The organism is Algoriphagus sp., from assembly GCF_024642405.1.
Classification (GTDB): domain Bacteria; phylum Bacteroidota; class Bacteroidia; order Cytophagales; family Cyclobacteriaceae; genus Algoriphagus.
Window position 1 is genome coordinate 1 of the sequence record NZ_JAHEBC010000021.1, and the last position, 16,577, is coordinate 16,577.

The 16,577-nt window shown below is 34.5% G+C and carries 15 protein-coding genes and 1 pseudogene; 11 read left to right on the top strand and 5 right to left on the bottom strand.

Annotated elements, in window-relative coordinates; all coding sequences use genetic code 11:
• Positions 1 to 307, bottom strand: a pseudogene (locus tag Q0L68_RS03110) (gamma-glutamyltransferase); the annotation flags it as partial.
• A gap of 19 nt (positions 308 to 326) precedes the next feature.
• Positions 327 to 1,397, bottom strand: a complete 1,071-nt coding sequence (locus Q0L68_RS03115) for a carboxypeptidase-like regulatory domain-containing protein (protein WP_296699191.1) — start codon at positions 1,395 to 1,397, stop codon at positions 327 to 329.
• Between the two features lie 211 nt (positions 1,398 to 1,608).
• Between Q0L68_RS03115 and Q0L68_RS03120 the strand changes: the two genes are divergently transcribed.
• A complete protein-coding gene (locus tag Q0L68_RS03120; RefSeq protein ID WP_296699193.1) occupies positions 1,609 to 3,003 on the top strand; it encodes a DEAD/DEAH box helicase in 1,395 nt (464 codons plus the stop codon).
• Between the two features lie 129 nt (positions 3,004 to 3,132).
• The gene (locus Q0L68_RS03125; RefSeq protein WP_296699196.1) at positions 3,133 to 3,579 is read left to right on the top strand and encodes a DUF1572 family protein; all 447 of its coding nucleotides are present in this window, start codon (positions 3,133 to 3,135) and stop codon (positions 3,577 to 3,579) included.
• 28 nt (positions 3,580 to 3,607) lie between these two features.
• Here the strand turns inward: Q0L68_RS03125 and serA are convergent, their stop codons facing one another.
• Positions 3,608 to 5,500 carry a phosphoglycerate dehydrogenase gene (gene serA, locus Q0L68_RS03130; RefSeq protein ID WP_296699199.1) on the bottom strand — a complete coding sequence of 631 codons (1,893 nt, stop codon included), beginning with the start codon at positions 5,498 to 5,500 and terminating at the stop codon, positions 3,608 to 3,610.
• 221 nt (positions 5,501 to 5,721) lie between these two features.
• Between serA and Q0L68_RS03135 the strand changes: the two genes are divergently transcribed.
• The 3 genes from Q0L68_RS03135 to Q0L68_RS03145 all read left to right on the top strand — a co-directional run bounded on the left by Q0L68_RS03135 (position 5,722) and on the right by Q0L68_RS03145 (position 6,888).
• On the top strand, positions 5,722 to 6,222 hold the full coding sequence (locus Q0L68_RS03135; RefSeq protein ID WP_296699202.1) for a DUF4920 domain-containing protein: 501 nt from the start codon (positions 5,722 to 5,724) through the stop codon (positions 6,220 to 6,222).
• A 2-nt stretch (positions 6,223 to 6,224) separates the two neighbouring features.
• Positions 6,225 to 6,428, top strand: coding sequence for a hypothetical protein (locus Q0L68_RS03140; protein WP_296699204.1), 204 nt, complete (start codon positions 6,225 to 6,227; stop codon positions 6,426 to 6,428).
• Positions 6,429 to 6,513: 85 nt separating this feature from the next.
• Positions 6,514 to 6,888, top strand: coding sequence for a DUF983 domain-containing protein (locus Q0L68_RS03145; protein WP_296699206.1), 375 nt, complete (start codon positions 6,514 to 6,516; stop codon positions 6,886 to 6,888).
• Here Q0L68_RS03145 and Q0L68_RS03150 read toward each other — a convergent pair.
• Complete coding sequence (locus tag Q0L68_RS03150) at positions 6,885 to 8,420, bottom strand: BCCT family transporter (RefSeq protein ID WP_296699209.1); 1,536 nt, start codon at positions 8,418 to 8,420, stop codon at positions 6,885 to 6,887. The two genes, Q0L68_RS03145 and Q0L68_RS03150, sit on opposite strands and share 4 nt — an antisense overlap.
• Before the next feature lie 267 nt (positions 8,421 to 8,687).
• Between Q0L68_RS03150 and Q0L68_RS03155 the strand changes: the two genes are divergently transcribed.
• From Q0L68_RS03155 to Q0L68_RS03180, 6 genes are all read left to right on the top strand, one after another.
• A complete protein-coding gene (locus Q0L68_RS03155; RefSeq protein WP_296699211.1) occupies positions 8,688 to 9,365 on the top strand; it encodes a TetR/AcrR family transcriptional regulator in 678 nt (225 codons plus the stop codon).
• On the top strand, positions 9,358 to 11,064 hold the full coding sequence (locus Q0L68_RS03160; protein ID WP_296699213.1) for an ATP-binding cassette domain-containing protein: 1,707 nt from the start codon (positions 9,358 to 9,360) through the stop codon (positions 11,062 to 11,064). Before Q0L68_RS03155 ends, Q0L68_RS03160 begins: the two co-directional genes overlap by 8 nt.
• Positions 11,065 to 11,067: 3 nt before the next feature.
• Positions 11,068 to 12,429 (top strand): HlyD family efflux transporter periplasmic adaptor subunit, encoded by a 1,362-nt coding sequence (locus Q0L68_RS03165; protein ID WP_296699216.1) that lies wholly within the window; start codon positions 11,068 to 11,070, stop codon positions 12,427 to 12,429.
• Positions 12,426 to 13,814: a TolC family protein gene (locus tag Q0L68_RS03170; protein WP_296699218.1), complete on the top strand. Its 1,389-nt coding sequence runs from the start codon at positions 12,426 to 12,428 to the stop codon at positions 13,812 to 13,814. Before Q0L68_RS03165 ends, Q0L68_RS03170 begins: the two co-directional genes overlap by 4 nt.
• Before the next feature lie 25 nt (positions 13,815 to 13,839).
• A complete protein-coding gene (locus Q0L68_RS03175) occupies positions 13,840 to 14,124 on the top strand; it encodes a DUF1330 domain-containing protein (RefSeq protein ID WP_296699221.1) in 285 nt (94 codons plus the stop codon).
• Positions 14,125 to 14,243: 119 nt separating this feature from the next.
• The gene (locus Q0L68_RS03180) at positions 14,244 to 14,894 is read left to right on the top strand and encodes a hypothetical protein (RefSeq protein ID WP_296699223.1); all 651 of its coding nucleotides are present in this window, start codon (positions 14,244 to 14,246) and stop codon (positions 14,892 to 14,894) included.
• A gap of 46 nt (positions 14,895 to 14,940) precedes the next feature.
• On the opposite strand, the gene Q0L68_RS03185 is transcribed toward Q0L68_RS03180, so the two are convergent.
• The gene (locus tag Q0L68_RS03185; protein WP_296699226.1) at positions 14,941 to 16,575 is read right to left on the bottom strand and encodes a UxaA family hydrolase; all 1,635 of its coding nucleotides are present in this window, start codon (positions 16,573 to 16,575) and stop codon (positions 14,941 to 14,943) included.
• Positions 16,576 to 16,577: the final 2 nt, after the last annotated feature.

Below are 16,577 nucleotides of genomic sequence, written 5' to 3' on the forward strand. Positions count from 1 at the left end.
TAGCGATTACTTTTTTGGTATTTGGATTATAGATTAAAGCTTGGGTCTCACCTCCCCAAGAAAGTACATCCCACATAGTAGAAGTAGCAGCAATCATTGCGCAGGCAGCATCCACCGCATTTCCTCCTTGTTGGAAAATTGCTGCTCCAGCTGTGGCGCCCAAAGGTTTACCGGTAATGGCTACCCAGTTTTTACCATGAAGAATGGGTTTATTATTGGGTGTTGTCCCTGCTCCGAGACCTGGAAGACCTTGGGCATGAAGATTCCAAGTAATGAGTGTGAATACTAATAAGTATAACTTTTTCATAAGAATAGGTGGGGTGGTTTTAATTTGTTTCGTCAAGTAGTTGGCTCATAATAGGCCTAAAACCTGGGAATTGAGAATTGTAAAATGTAAATAGTTGAAATAGTCCGCTTGGATCTTTTAAATCTATGGCATTTTTTTCTGTGTATTCTTCCATCTCTTTTGCACTATCTCCGAATACAGCGAAGATTTTTTTTCTACCACTTGGCATTTCATAAATATCCTTTCCTCTTAAGAAGTAGTAAATATTCCTTTTGATTATTTGATCATTTCTATTTCCTACCATTAATGCCGTATTATAATTAGATTCTTTGAATACTGCCATTGTTCTTCTCATGAGCGGTAATTCTCCATCAACCAAAACCTCAAAAAAACCAGCTATAGGAGCACCTTCATCTTTGAAGTCCATGCCATTCACAAAATATCTTGGAACTTTATAAGTGGAATCAACAAAAACAAAGTTTTGAATCCTTAATCCAGGCATTACTGAAACAAGATTGTTTTCGGGTTCCATTAATTCAAACATATTCGAAACAATATTATACCGAACTCTAAACCCTTCCAATAATTGTTGATCCCTATATAATAGGAGAGATGCAGTGTTCCATTTGGTATCTAAGAAATAATTTCCTTCCAGTTTTTTCGGTTCTGGAGGAATTCCATAAACAGCATTACCTCCAATCATATTGGGTCGATCGTTAAAGAGGTTTGTAATATTATTTGCCCTGATTGTTTTTTGAAGTGCAGCTCCTGATCCTTCAGCGCCATATTTCACCAAATACAGATCCCCTAAATCTAAGTTTTTATTAAGCTTTACAACTTGCTCATATTTATTATATCCTGGCAGAGTCAATGCTAAGGTGTATTTATCCTCAAGTACTTTTTCAATTGTAAAATTCCCACCGCTACCTGAAACTTCTCCAAATGCGGTTCCTCTTAAGGTAACACTGACACCATCTAAATATTCTTTTGTATCCGCATCTAGAATTCTCCCTCTAATTTGAAACGTTTGTCCTAAAAGCGGTGAAAAGCAAAAAGAACCTATTGAAAAAAGGAAAATCAATAAATTCATTTTTTTTGTGGAATAATTCATAGCTGATCTTTTGGATGTTTCAATAGAAATATAACTTAAAATGATGTAATGATTCCAGTTTTTCACTGGATACTATTTATTATTGTTAGAATAAAGAAAGTTATTAAAGCTAAAATCCATATTTTATGTTTATCCTTAATAAAGACTTATATTTGAACTAATCGAACTGATTGTTTACCAGTTTTTTACAATTTGAAAAATATACCATCCTTTGGATTTCTCTTCATTTAATTTCGAACCTTCCTTAAAAGAGGGCTTAGATGCAATGGGTTTTGATAAGCCCACACCGATACAAGAAAAAGCAATTCCTGTTATTCTAAACAACAAAGATTTAATCGCCTGTGCCCAAACAGGCACTGGAAAAACTGCTGCTTTTATTCTTCCAGTTCTAAATAAAATCTCAAAATCTAGTTCTGAAAAAATCAATACTTTGGTATTGGCTCCTACTCGTGAGCTTGCTATTCAAATCGATCAGCAAATCCAAGGATTTTCTTACTTCTTGGGGATTAGTTCAATTCCGATATATGGTGGTGGAGATGGACTCGTTTGGGAACAGCAGAAAAAGGCTTTAGAGACAGGTGCAGAAATTGTGGTGGCTACTCCAGGTCGATTGATAGCACTTCTTGCGGGTGGAAAAATGGATTTGAGTTCATTGCAACACCTAATTTTGGATGAAGCAGACAGAATGATGGATATGGGTTTCTCTGACGATATCCTGAAAATTGTCAACTACCTACCAAAAGAAAGGCAGACAATTCTATTTTCTGCCACAATGCCATCAAAGATCCGTCAATTCAGTATGAAAATATTGAATAATCCAGAAGAGATCTCCATAGCAATGGGCAAGACAGCTGAGGGTGTTACGCAGGTCATGTATTCTGTATACGATACTCAGAAAGAAGATTTGGTAAAACACATCCTTTCTCAAAAATCGTATGAAGCAGTCATTATTTTTGCTTCTACAAAAGATAAAGTAAAAGGATTGTATAAAGTCCTTAGAAAACAGTTTGACATCGAAGCTTTCCACTCTGATTTGGAGCAAGTTGATCGAGAAAAAATCATGTCTGCTTTTAAAAACAAGGCAGTAAAAATCCTTATAGGCACAGATATAATATCCAGAGGAATTGATGTTGTGGGGATAGAATTAGTAATCAATTTTGATACTCCCAGCGATCCAGAGGATTATGTGCATAGGGTAGGAAGAACCGCGAGGGCAGATATGGAAGGGGAGGCCATAACTTTTGTGAATCCAAAAGATCAACAAAAGTTTGGAAGAATTGAGAAATTAATTGGAATGAAAATTACTCAAAATCCACTTCCGGAAGGTTTTGAAAAAGGCCCAGTTTATAATGGAGATTCTTTTAAATCCAATCGGAAATTTGATAAACCAAAGAATGAGGGGTCATCAAAAAATTCCAAGGAAAAAAAGAAGTTTCCCAAAAGGCAAAAACCACAATACAATTCACAACAGCAAGAAAATAGTAGTGAAAAGCCAGTGATGCAAAACCATCAAAAAGAGAATCCTTCATCTAATTCAGACTCCCTGACGGTGCCTTCGAAGGCAAGTAAATTTGGGAATAGAAAAAATGTAATTAAACCTGAATAGAATTAAATTGTATTTCTAAGCTAGTTCAACTAAATTTAAGTAGTCTTTTTTAATGTTTTTGTGCCGTTCAGCGCAAATACCAAATTAAAACTGCCTGAAAAATATTTTTTCTACTAAAATTTTAATCAAATGCTCTTAACACAACTAATCAAACTTTTTGATCGGGATATTGAAAGACTTTATAAAGAAATTGAAGCCTATTCTGATGAAGGAGTTTTATGGCAAACACAAAATGAAATTAATAACTCCGCCGGCAACCTCTGTCTCCATCTTTTAGGAAATCTACAAGCCTTTGTTGGACATGAATTGGGAGGTTTTAATTATCAAAGAGATCGGGAATTTGAATTTGCAGGAAAAAATGTCCCCAAGTCAAAACTTCTTAGTGACATTTCAAACTTAAAAAGAATTATGATAAGTAGTTTGGAAGGAATGGATGAATCATTAATCATGGAAAATTACCCTAAAGAAATTTTTGGGAAACCAATGTCCAATGAATACTTTTTAATCCATCTTTATGGGCATTTCAATTACCATTTAGGACAAATAAACTATCATAGAAGATTATTACATCCATAAAAAAAGCCCCATTTGGGGCTTTCATTTCTTAATATAAAGTTCTAAACCTGATTGTCCCTGGTATAGTCTTCAGGGCATCAATTGCATCTGGAGAATAAGCTTTATCGATGTCTGTAATCACGTAGCCTATTTTTTCATTAGTTTTTAAATACTGACCTACAATATTGATCTCATAGTTTGCCAAAACCTGATTGATTTTAGCTAATACACCAGGTTCATTCATATGAATATGAATCAATCTATGCGCATTCTGAAGGAATGGCAATTGAATATTAGGGAAGTTTACTGAATTATAAGTGTTTCCAGTATTGATATACTCCATGATTTTACCAGGTACAAATCGCGCAATATTTTCCTGAGCTTCCAAAGTACTTCCGCCTATATGAGGAGTTAAAATAGTATTTGGTAATCCTATTAATTCAGAAACAAAAGGCTCGGAATTATTTTTAGGTTCTTCAGGAAATACATCAACTGCACAACCTGCTAAATGACCAGAAAGTATTGCTTCTTTTAAGGCTGATATTTCCACAACATGCCCACGGCTTAAATTGACAAGAATCGCTCCCTTTTTCATTTTGGAGATCATTTTCTGATCAATTAAGTTTTTATTTGATTTTCTCCCATCGACATGAAGAGAAATCATATCACAAGTGCTCAATAGCTCTTCTAGAGAATTTAATTTCGTTGCATTTCCTAGAGCAAGCCTTTCGATGACATCGTAATAAAAAACATTCATCCCCATATTTTCTGCTAATACGGAAAGCTGAGCTCCAATATTCCCGTATCCAACAATTCCTAATTTTTTACCTCTTACCTCGAAGCTTCCACTTGCAGATTTATCCCATTTGCCTTGGTGCATGGAAACAGTTTTGTCCGCAAAATTCCGCATTAAAAAAATTAATTCGGCAATGGCCATTTCTACTACAGATCTTGTATTACTAAAAGGAGCATTAAAAACTGCGATTCCTTTCTCTTGACAAGTCTCCAGATCAATCTGATTAGTTCCAATACAAAAAGCGCCAATAGCGATGAGTCGGTTTGCATTCTCTAAAACTTTCTTTGTGATGTTTGTTTTAGAGCGAATTCCAATAATTGAAACATTCTTGATTTTCTCACAAAGTTCCTCTTCGCTCATTGCGGAGCTTATTACCTCTACATCGTATCCTTCCTCTTTAAGTAGGTCAACACCAATTTGATGTACGTTTTCTAAAAGCAAAACTTTTATTCTACTTTTTGGGTATGAGAATTTTGTGTTCAAGTTATTGATATATAATATTTCATCTAAACTAGGAGCAATATGATCTGCTTGGCTTGTGACTTTAGGCCGGGAAACATTTTCTGTAAAAGCATAAAACTTATTTGCTAATCCAGAAGCTTTTATTTCATAGTCCGTGTATCCATCTCCAATCACATAAATATCTCCTTCTAAATTAATCCTTTTAATAGTTTCAGCTTTTCCGTTATTTAATGACAGTGGATTTTCTCTATTAAAATCAATAATGTTCCCAGCATCATCGTAAACGAATTCATTGGCAAATACATTCTCTTCTTTAATGCCATAATCACCCACAATTGGAATAATAAAATCTTTAAATCCATTAGAGATGATGAAAATATCTTCAGCATTATCTTGTAAAAACTCTTTATTTCGTTCAAAAGATTTGGATACTTTTAATTTGAGAGCATTTATTAAATCTTGAATTTGATTTTTACTGGCATTTAGAATTTCCAACCTTTGAATCAAACTATCTCTAAAAGTTACGGAACCTTCCATTCCTTTGTCAGTGATATCTTTTATAGCTTGTAGTTTACTACTCTTATGAGGGTCATTTTCAAGACTTATTTCTCCCAAGATGTCTAATGCTTCCACTTGTGTGAAAGTACTGTCAAAATCAATGATAAATTTTTTGGTTTGAGGCATGAGCAGGGTTTAATTTTATCAGGAGGTAAAATTACAGTATTGTTAAAATTATTGAAGCTTTATTGAATAAATTGTTTCCAGAAGTTTTACTTCTGAAAATTTTGGCAATCATTCCGGAAATTAAAATCTTATCTTGATTTTATTTATTTGGGAATAGGTGATCTAATTCTTTTAAACTACAATCCAATGATTTATTTTTGGGAAGTTAAAAAAATGAAACCATGAACAGATTTCTTTCAGTCTTCGCTATCTCCAGCATTTCAATAGCTTTTGCTTGTTCCACACCCGTTAAGGAAAAAACAGAGCTAACTACTCAGGATAAAATAGCAGGAGTTTATGGGGCTGATGTAAGTGAAAATAATATCACCAATGCTTCTCAAATGGTAAGCATTGTAGAAGAGCAAGGGACTTTTGAGGGGAAAATAATTGGAGAGATTGATGAGGTATGCAGTAGTAAAGGATGTTGGCTAACCATGGACTTGCCAAATGGAAAAAGCATGAGAGTTACTTTTAAGGATTATGAATTTTTTGTTCCTAAAAACTCTCAGGGTTTTCCAGTGATTTTAGATGGGGTTGCTACTCTTACAGAGACTGACGTTGAAACTCAAAGGCATTATGCTAAAGATGCAGGAAAATCCGCAGATGAAATTGCAAAAATCACCGAACCAAAAAGGGAAATCACTTTTGAGGCAAAAGGAGTCAAAATAAAAGATAAGGCCTAATTATGGCAATTGCACTGGATAATTTGAGGGTTGGTCGTAACTACCTTTTGGTCAATCAGGGGGAAATCAGAAAATTGCAGATTATTGATAGATTAAGTGGTGATAATTTCAAAGTAAAAGATCTGGACACTTTAGAATACTACACCATCTTTGAACTGCTACAATGGGGTAAGGGAAAAGATTATGACCTCGATGAAATTCGATGATTTCTAAAAAAGTTCAAAACTCTTTATGTGATTCTTAGCACAGATACTGTCACTTAAGATTTTAACTTTGAAGAAAATTTAAGAAATGAGCAATAAAAGTGGTTTCCAGGCTATGCTTGGTGCAAAATGTCCTCAATGTAGAAAAGGAGATTTATTCCCAGTTTCACCCTTTAGTTTTAGAAAAATTTCTGCGATCAATCAAACGTGTCCAAATTGTAACGCGAATTTAAACCCTGAACCAGACTTTTATTATGGTGCGATGTATATCAGTTATGCATTCTCAGTTGCCTTGGTAATTACAGCTCTTACAGCTATCAATATTCTTATAGAAAAACCAGAATTGTGGATGTATTTGACAACAGTGGTTGTCGGGAACTTGCTACTATTTCCAGCCATGCTACGCTATTCAAAAGTACTTTACCTATATGGTCTAGGAAAATTAAAATATAAAGGAGATTAATTTTTCAAATAGTTAGAAGGATTTATTAAAACCATAACAAGGCTAATCGATACTAGAATTAGATAAAAAAGAGCAGGAACTCCTCCAATCACTGATAAGATTCTTACTCCATCAATACCAGAGAATATTACCATAATCCATGCTAAAAAAGCAATTAAAGTTCCCCATATTATTTTAAGGTTTGTATCTGATTGAAACGGATCTTTCCCAATTTTTTTCATGCTAAGGCTTGCCAATGCATCTGTACTGGAATCGGCAGCTGTAACATAGGAAATGAATATTGCCAGAATAAACAACCTTGCAAATAGTTTGAAATAGCCCAGGTCTTCAAAAACTTGGTAGATAATAGATTCTGGACCAGAAGTTTCGAATAAATTTTTATAGAATTCAGGCTTAAGGATTGCCAAATCCAAAGTAGTACCTCCAAAAATACCCATCCATAAAAGACAGAAAATAGCAGGGAGAAACCAGTTAAAAATCAAAAATTCTCTTACTGTTCTTCCTAATGCAATTTTACCTAAAAATAAAGCTGTGACTGGTGCCCATGCCATCCAAATGGCAAAATTGAAAATTGACCAATCATAGGTCCAAGCATTTCCTTTTCCACTCAATTGAAGACTTAAGTCAATGAAATTTCTGCCATACTCCATAAAACCAGTCAAAATTGAATCTATAATTTTTGACTTCTCGCCGACCAAAACAAAAAGAAAAGCTATAAGTAAAAAGAAGAAGAGGTTGAAAAGAGATAAATTTTTAATTCCTTTTTCAATACCCGTAGAAGATGAGATTATGAAAGTCAAAAGAATCGTAAGTGTAATGATACCAGATGAAAGTCCCATGTCCCATTCGGGATAAAACCTAAGAAATCCACCTGTAAGGCTTAAAATCCCGGCTCCTAAAGAACCTGCCATACCTGCAACTAAAGAGAAAAGGCTGATCGAATCGATTATATTTTCCCAGTTTTTTTTGGGTTTCAAGCCTAAAATTGGGCGTGCTGCTAAACTTATACTAGGAATATTTTTCCCCTGATAATAAAAGAGTCCGAAGGAAAGTGCAGGAATGATATAAATCGCATAGGGAGTAAACCCCCAATGGAAAAATAAAGCTCCCAGCGAAAATTTTAAAGCATCTGGAGATAATGAAGTGTTTTTTAGAAAATCAGGAGGGTAAATAAAATGCGAAAGCGGTTCGGCACTTCCCCAAAAAAGAATTCCCACTGCAATTGTAGTGCATAAAACAATTGCAAACCAACTAAGCTTATTCAACCTAGGTTTGGCATTTTTTCCACCGATTCGTCTTTTTCCTAATGGGGATAAGAAAATTATTAATCCTAAAATGGTCATTCCAAAAGAAACCCAACTAAAGCCTAAACTGAAATTGATTAAAAGGAACCGTTGAATTGATTCTAATGATGTGATAAAAAAATCAGGAAAAGACAAGCTTAAAAAAACAGCTACGATAAGAAGCAAGAAAGGCGGCCAAAAAACCCAAAGGCGAATATTTAATTGAAAAAATGATTTCCTTTTATTCATTAAAATTTAAGTTAATGCTTTTTTTAAAGGAGAGAAAATTACAAGATTCTTTAAAGGGTAACCGAATTTAAAAAACTTTTATTTTTCACTATGAATATCAAATCTTTTTTAAAACAGGATTTCACTTTTTTAAAAGGAATAAAAATGGAATAAAAGCCACTTTAGTAAATTGGCTTTATTAACATTTTGTGAATATTACTAACAAAAACACATGTTTTACTAAACTATTTATTTTTCTATTCGTTAATCATCCAAAATCTGATAATAATGGAAAGCATTCTCCGGAAATTAAAAGTAGAAGTCAATGAAAACCTTTATCTAAAAGATCCTTTTAGCTCTGAATTAGGAGTTGCTATAGTACAAGTTGGGTCTAAACTTTTACTTGAGTTAGGAGTAGAAAATTTTACTTTTAAAAAGCTAGCCCAAGAGATAGGAGGTACCGAACCTGCTATTTACAGGTATTTTGAAAATAAGCATAAATTCCTTCTTTATCTCACAGGATGGCATTGGGCATGGATGGAACATAATTTGGCATTTCGAACAGCTAATTTGACTGATCCAAAAGAAAGATTGGGAATTGCAATTCGACTTTTGGTAGAAGGTCCAATCATTACCCATAATGATTATCTGAATCCGATAGAAATAAAAAATATTGTAGTTAATGAATCATTAAAGGGATATCTGACTAAAAGCGTAGACTTAGAGCATGAAAGTGGAATTTTCTCTCAACTCTATGCATTTGGTGATAGAATCGCTCAGATGATAAGGGAAATTAACCCATCTTATAAATATCCCAAAACTTTGGTTTCTACTGTTTTGGAAGCTAGTTTACTTCAATCTTATAATTCAAAACACCTCCCAGGAATGACAGAATCAAGTTTGGATAAAGAAGGAAGGTTTGAATTCTTTCATCATTTGGTATCAAAAACTATCATTCATGAATAGTACAAGTTCAATAACGCCTCTTAAAAGGTTTTTTAATCTTCTAGAAGAAGAAAAAAACCAAGTTTATGCGATTTACTTTTATGCCATTTTAAATGGATTGGTTGCACTTTCCTTGCCTTTGGGGATTCAGGCTATTCTGAACTTTATATTGGGAGGGAGGATGACCACATCTTGGGTGTTGTTGGTAATCGTTGTTGCGATAGGAGTTGCTTTTGGTGGTTTCTTACAAATCTCACAATTACAGATTACGGAGAAATTTCAACAAAGAATATTTTCTAAAGCAGGATTATCCTTTGCGTATAGGTTACCTCGGGTCAAAACAGAAATATTGCATGGAGAGTATGGGCCTGAGATTGTCAACAGGTTTTTTGATACAGTCAACTTACAGAAAGGGATTTCAAAGCTTTTGGTAGAATTTACAACGGCAGTACTCCAAATGATTTTTGGGCTTTTACTTCTGTCGTTTTATCATCCGACTTTCATCGTATTCGGTATAGTTTTATTCATAATACTGATATTGATATTTTATTTTACAAGTCCAAAAGGGATGGAGACTGCTTTGAAGGAGTCTTCCTATAAATACCAGACGGCATTTTGGCTTCAAGAAATCGGAAGAACACTTAATACTTTTAAATTAGTTGGAAATACAAGATTACCGATTCTTAGGGCTGATAAGCTTATACAACGGTATGTTGACTTTAGGACAAAACACTTTGCTGTCCTAATTCTACAATATAAGATAATGGTGGGCTTTAAAGTACTCATCATTACCAGTCTATTGGTTGCGGGAAGTTTGTTATTAATTAATGATCAGATCAGTATTGGACAATTTGTTGCTGCTGAAGTAATCATTGTATTAGTGATTAACTCCGTAGAAAAGGTTATTCTTTCTCTGGAAACCGTATATGATACTTTAGTTGCAGTTGAGAAACTTGGAGTAGTTATGGATTTGGAACTGGAAAGAAGTGAAGGCAGCGATAAATTGGTTGTTTCTCAGCCAGAAGGGTTAAAATTAGCCATGGAAAATGTAGTTTTCCAACCACTTGATGTCAGGAATCCAATTCTAAATGGAGCAACTTTAACTATATCTCCTGGAAAGAAAGTTGCTGTAACAGGAAAAAGTGGAAGTGGTAAAAGTGCTCTTTTGGCTTTATTTTCTGGACTATATGAAGATTATCAAGGAAAAGTTTTAGTTAATGATCTTTCCATTGAAATGATTCAATTAGAAAAATACAGGGGTTTGGTTGGGGATTGTCTGGAATTTGGAGAAATTTTTCAAGGAACAATAAAAGAAAATATTCTTGTAGGAAGAGATGTAAATTCCGAACAATTTGAAAATGTATTAGAATTAGTGGGGCTAAAAGATTACATCTATCAATTACCGGATGACTTGAATACTGAACTTCAACCAGAAGGGAAGGGCCTACCGAGGGCTTTGGCACAAAGTATATTAATTGCGAGAAGTTTGGTGGGTGAACCCAAAGCAATCATCATGGAAAATGCTTTACGCTATGTTAATCCGGAATTTAAACCAAAAATCACAGAATACTTAATGAATGGTAATTGGACTTTGGTAATGATCACGGATGATCCTGTGATTTTACAAAGTTGTGATGAAATTATTGTTATGGATTCTGGTAAAGTTGGTATTCAAGGATCCTATGAAGATTATATTAATTATACTAGAAAGAATCAATAAGCTATGCTGAACATTTCCAGCAATAAAATTAAAGATCGAATTCCTTTTAGTGGAGCTAAAAGTTTAATTATGACTTTGCCTGTAAAGGAAAGTCAAAAACGAATTCGGCTACTTGTATGGTTGATTGCCATTGTATTTATTTCTCTTTTTCTTCCTTGGACGCAGAGCATTCGCTCGAAAGGGTATGTAACGGCTTTGAGACCTGAGCAAAGAGCCCAAACTATCCATTCTATCATTGCAGGTAGGATAGAAAAGTGGTATGTGACAGAAGGAGCTTTTGTGAATAAAGGGGATACCATCTTAAGAATTTCTGAAATAAAAGATGAATATTTTGATTCAATGCTATTACCCAGAACCCAGATGCAAGTGGATGCGAAATCTCTTTCTGTGGAAGCTTACAAAGAGAAAGTTGGGGCACTTCAAGCTCAATTACAGGCATTGCGGGAAAACAATGTTTTGAAAATTCAGCAGGCAGAGAATAAACTCAAAATGGCTGAATTGAAAGTTCAGTCTGATAGTATCAAATTTCAACAATCAAAAGTAAATTTTGACATTGGAAATCAGCAGTTAGATCGGGCAGAGCAATTATATGCCGAAGGGTTGAGATCTTTAACAGATTTGGAATCAAGAAGATTGAAATTTCAAGATGTCCAGGCAAAATTATTGTCCGTGGAAAATGACTATTTAATTAGTCAAAACGAGATGATTTCCGCCAGAATTGAGTTGAATACAATTGATAATGAATTCAGAGATAAAATTGCTAAAACCAGATCTGATATATACACGGCCATGTCTTCACAATATGATGCTGAGGCAACCACAACAAAATTGGAAAACCAATATTCAAATTATGAAGCAAGAACTGGCTTTAGATATATACTAGCACCTCAAAATGGTTATCTGGCAAAGGCAATCCAAGTCGGTATCGGTGAAACAATAAAAGAAGGGGAGCAAATTTTAAATATTATCCCATCCGATGCAGATTTGGCAGTAGAAATGTATGTTCAGCCCGTTGATTTGCCTTTAGTGAAATTGGGTAATAAAGTACGGTTTATTTTTGATGGGTGGCCAGCCATTGTCTTTTCTGGTTGGCCAAGAATTTCCAACGGAACTTTTGGTGGAGTTGTCGTGGCTATTGATCAATACGCAGGAACAAATAATCAATACCGGGTACTAGTAGCTCAAGATCCCGAAGAAGAAGCCTGGCCGGAAATGTTAAGAATTGGGTCAGGTGCTGATGGCATTGCGCTTTTAAACGATGTACCGGTATGGTATGAATTGTGGAGACAGTTAAATGGGTTCCCAGCGGATTACTATACCCGAGATGAAAAAGAAGCAGCGGCTACAGCAGAGAAAAAGAAATGATGAGAGTTTTAGTTTTCCCTTTGCTTTTCTTTAGTTTATTTGTTCAAGGTTTTTCACAAGATCGAGATACTTTGAGCTATGATTCATTTTTGGAATGGGTAGTAGAATATCATCCAATTGCTACCCAAGCTGAAATAAATCTTATCATGGGTAATATGGAAGTCCGAACTGCTAGGGGAGGCTTTGACCCGTTGATTTATGGTAATCTGGATAAAAAATCATACAATGAAACGTTGTATTATGATAAAAGAGAAGCTGGAATATCTATTCCCACTTGGGCTGGGATTGAATTAAACGGTACATTCGAACAAAATTCCGGAACGTATCTAGATCCTGAAAGAACTGTTCCCACTGACGGATTATTTGCTGCTGGTGCCTCTGTTAATTTAGGACAAGGTTTATTGATTGATCAAAGAAGGGCTTCTTTGAGACAAGCTCAATTTTTTCAACAATCTACCGAGTCGATAAAGAGACAAATGCTAAATTCTCTATATCTACAAGCTACAGATATGTATTGGAGATGGTCATTAGCACATACTAACCTTAAAGTACTACAAGAGGGTGTAGAATTGGCAGAGACTCGATTTAATGCCGTAAAATCAAGTTTTAAGTTTGGTGATTTAGCTGCAATAGATACGGTAGAGGCATTTTCCCAGGTTCTTAACCGACAATATAAATTACAAGAGGCCGAAAATATACTATTTTCAGTAACCCAAGAGTTTAATACCTATTTATGGGACGAAGAAGGGAATCCGATAATCTTGAATGAAACTATCGTTCCTGAAAGCTTAAAATTAGTTCCTTCTAATATTTTAAATGAAGCTGAGTTAAGAACCTTAGTTGCAAGCCATCCAGATCTACAAATTGTAGATTATGAACTGGCAAGTTTAGATGTTGAAAGAAGGTTAAAGGCCCAGCAGATTATTCCTGTAGTAAAATTGAAATATAATTTTATTACTGAAAATCTGAATAATTTTGAAGATGTAGGTTTTTTTGAAAATAATTATAAATGGGGCTTATCAGTTTATACCCCTTTACTTTGGCGTAAGTCAAGGGGGTCTCTAGGGCTCACTAAGGCAAAAATTTATTCGAAAGAAAATTCAAGAGACTTAAAAGAGATTCAACTACGGACCAAATTAGAAAGTGAATTAAATAATTATGAGAACCTGAATCGTCAAATCGTGACTTATCAACAGAATGTTGTGAGTTTAGAAACCTTGCTCAATGGAGAAATGAGAAGATTTGAAATTGGTGAGAGTAGTTTGTTTTTAGTAAACTCAAGAGAGGTATCTGTATTTAGTTCAATCCTTACTTTAAATGAGCTTATTTCAAAAAGAAAAATAGCATATGCAAAATCCAGATATGCTGCAGGATTGGGATTTTAAGATTTAACTTGTAAAATAATTTTGTATGCCAGCTTATGTTATCGTAGAAGTAGACATTCACGACCCTGAAATTTATGAACAGTATAAAAAACTTACACCAGAATCAATTGAAGATTTTGGAGGAAAGTTTGTCATTCGAGGAAACCCTGTTCATGTTTTAGAAGGGGAGTGGATTCATGATAGATTTATAATGCTGGAATTTAAGGACAAAAAAACTGCAGAAAATTGGTACTATTCAGAGAAATATACCAAAGCAAGAGAAATCAGGTTAAATGCATCTAAGGCTAATTTTTTTGTTATTGAATCATAAATTGTAGTATTTTTACTTCACTTAAAGTATGAATTAGTTTTGAAACGATTTTTATCACTTTCAAAAATCTTTGAGTGAAAAACAGTTTAATTTATCACCCACCCTCAATCTTATTATTTATGAAAAATTCATTATGGTCAATAATTGGCTTAATGACTATTGCCGGAACAGTTAGTATCTCTTCTTGTTCAACTATTGTGGAAGAGCCAATGCAGCTACAAAATGCAAAAGAAGTGTCATCAGAAGTACTTAACTCAAGCGATATAAAAGCTAGAAAAAAGGTAGCTGTTGAAAGAAACTACTTCGAAAAGTTCAGCAATCAACTTATGCAAGTTGATGAAAATGGAGAGCCTACACAAAATATTCCTGCGTATTTTCCAGGGATTGGAGAAGGGAATTCAACTCACATGGGTAAAGCTTTGACATTCTTGAATCAATTTGCTTTTTTTAATGAAAATGGTTTAAACACCATTGGAGCTCCAGTTACTCAATTTTATTCAGAAGAATTAGTGGAAATTGGATTAATCGATATTCCAGATGATGTAAGTTCTATTACCACAGACGGGAAAGGTAATTCCGTTTGGTTTAAGAATATCGAAAATATTGTTACACCAGTTACCGAAGACAAAAGCGATTTTGTTGCTAAAGTTGAAATTATTGGTGGAACTGGAAAATTTGAGAATGCTACCGGTGACGGTATTGTGGTCGGTTTTTTTAATCCAAATACTGGAGAAGGAGAAAGTACTATCAAAGGAAGAATTGTTTATTAAATTCGCTTTAAGAAAAAATAGGTAGCAAATTTTGCTACCTATTTTTTTATAATGAAACTCCTCTTTTCCAAGGAATAAAGTCAAAGTTTCTTTTCTGTTCAGCTTTTGTTTTCATTCTTCCGGAAGCTATTTCAATAATTAAATTCAACAATTTTTCTCCTGAAGTTTCAATTGTTTCTTCTCCAGTGATAATCCCTCCAGTATTAAAATCTATAATATCTGGCATTCTCGAAGTCAATTTGTCATTTGTAGCTACTTTAATAACAGGACAAACAGGATTTCCTGTTGGTGTCCCTAAACCTGTAGAAAATAAAATAATATTGGCTCCACTTCCAGCTAATCCCGTAGTACTTTCCACATCATTTCCAGGAGTGCACAATAGATTCAAACCTGGTTTATTTAAATATTCAGTATAATCCAAAACATCTGAAACAGGAGCGGTTCCACCTTTCTTTGCAGCACCACAAGACTTGATAGCATCTGTCAAAAGACCATCCTTTATATTTCCTGGGCTTGGGTTCATGTCAAAACCGCTACCTACATTTTCTGCCGCTTTTGCATACTCATCCATCAATCGGATAAATTTACTGGAAACCTCCTTACTGATGCATCGATTAATTAATGGTTGTTCTGCTCCACATAATTCCGGAAATTCAGATAATATTGCTGAACCTCCAAGTGCAATAACCAAATCAGAAACTTGTCCTAGAGTAGGATTGGCAGAAATGCCAGAAAACCCATCAGAACCACCACATTCCAAGCCAATCACTAATTTGGAAAGCGGGGCTGAGGTTCTTTTAATTTTATTAGCTTCTACTAACCCTTTAAAAGTTTCATCAATGGCCTTCTTTAATAAAACTTCGGTCGTTCCTTCCTGCTGCTGTTCACAAACAATTAATGGTTTCTTAGTCCCTTTTTGAATTTTATTCAATTTTTCTTGAAGAATAGAAACCTGTGCATTTTGACAGCCAAGACTTAGTATAGTAGCACCCGCTACATTGGGATGGTTTACATAACCCGCTAGCAAAGCACATAGTGTTTCTGAATCTCCTCGAGTCCCACCGCAACCTCCTTCATGTGTAAGAAACCTAATTCCATCAATATTATTAAATATCTTGGATTCCGGTAAATTGTTGGTTTCCGAAAGCGATTCCGTAAGTTTTTCATTTTGAAAAGCAGCTGCAAGCTTTCGTACGTAATTTTCGTACGGGTTTTCTATAGCAAATCCCAAGGCTTTTTCAAAGGCATCCTGAAGCAGTTTTACATTTGTATTTTCACAAAACACCATGGGCAAAACCAACCAATAATTTGCAGTACCTACCTGTCCATCAGGTCTTTGATATCCAAGAAAAGTTCTATTTTCCCAGTTATCTACTTCTGGTTTTTTCCATTCATAAGCAGTGCCTAATTCTTTAAAATCTCTAATTTTATGTTTAATGTTATTAAGAGTTATTGCTTCTCCTGCTTTCACAATTTTGGTCGTTTCGCCCACTATTGTTCCATACATTAAAATATCATCACCGGAATTAAAATCCTTTAAAGCAAATTTGTGTTTGGCTGCTACTTCATTGATAATATGGCCTTTATAGCCATTTAAATCAAAAATATCACCTACATTCAAATCCATTAACGCCACCCCAACATTATCAATTGAGTCTAAACAAAGAGCTTTGTTTATCATAT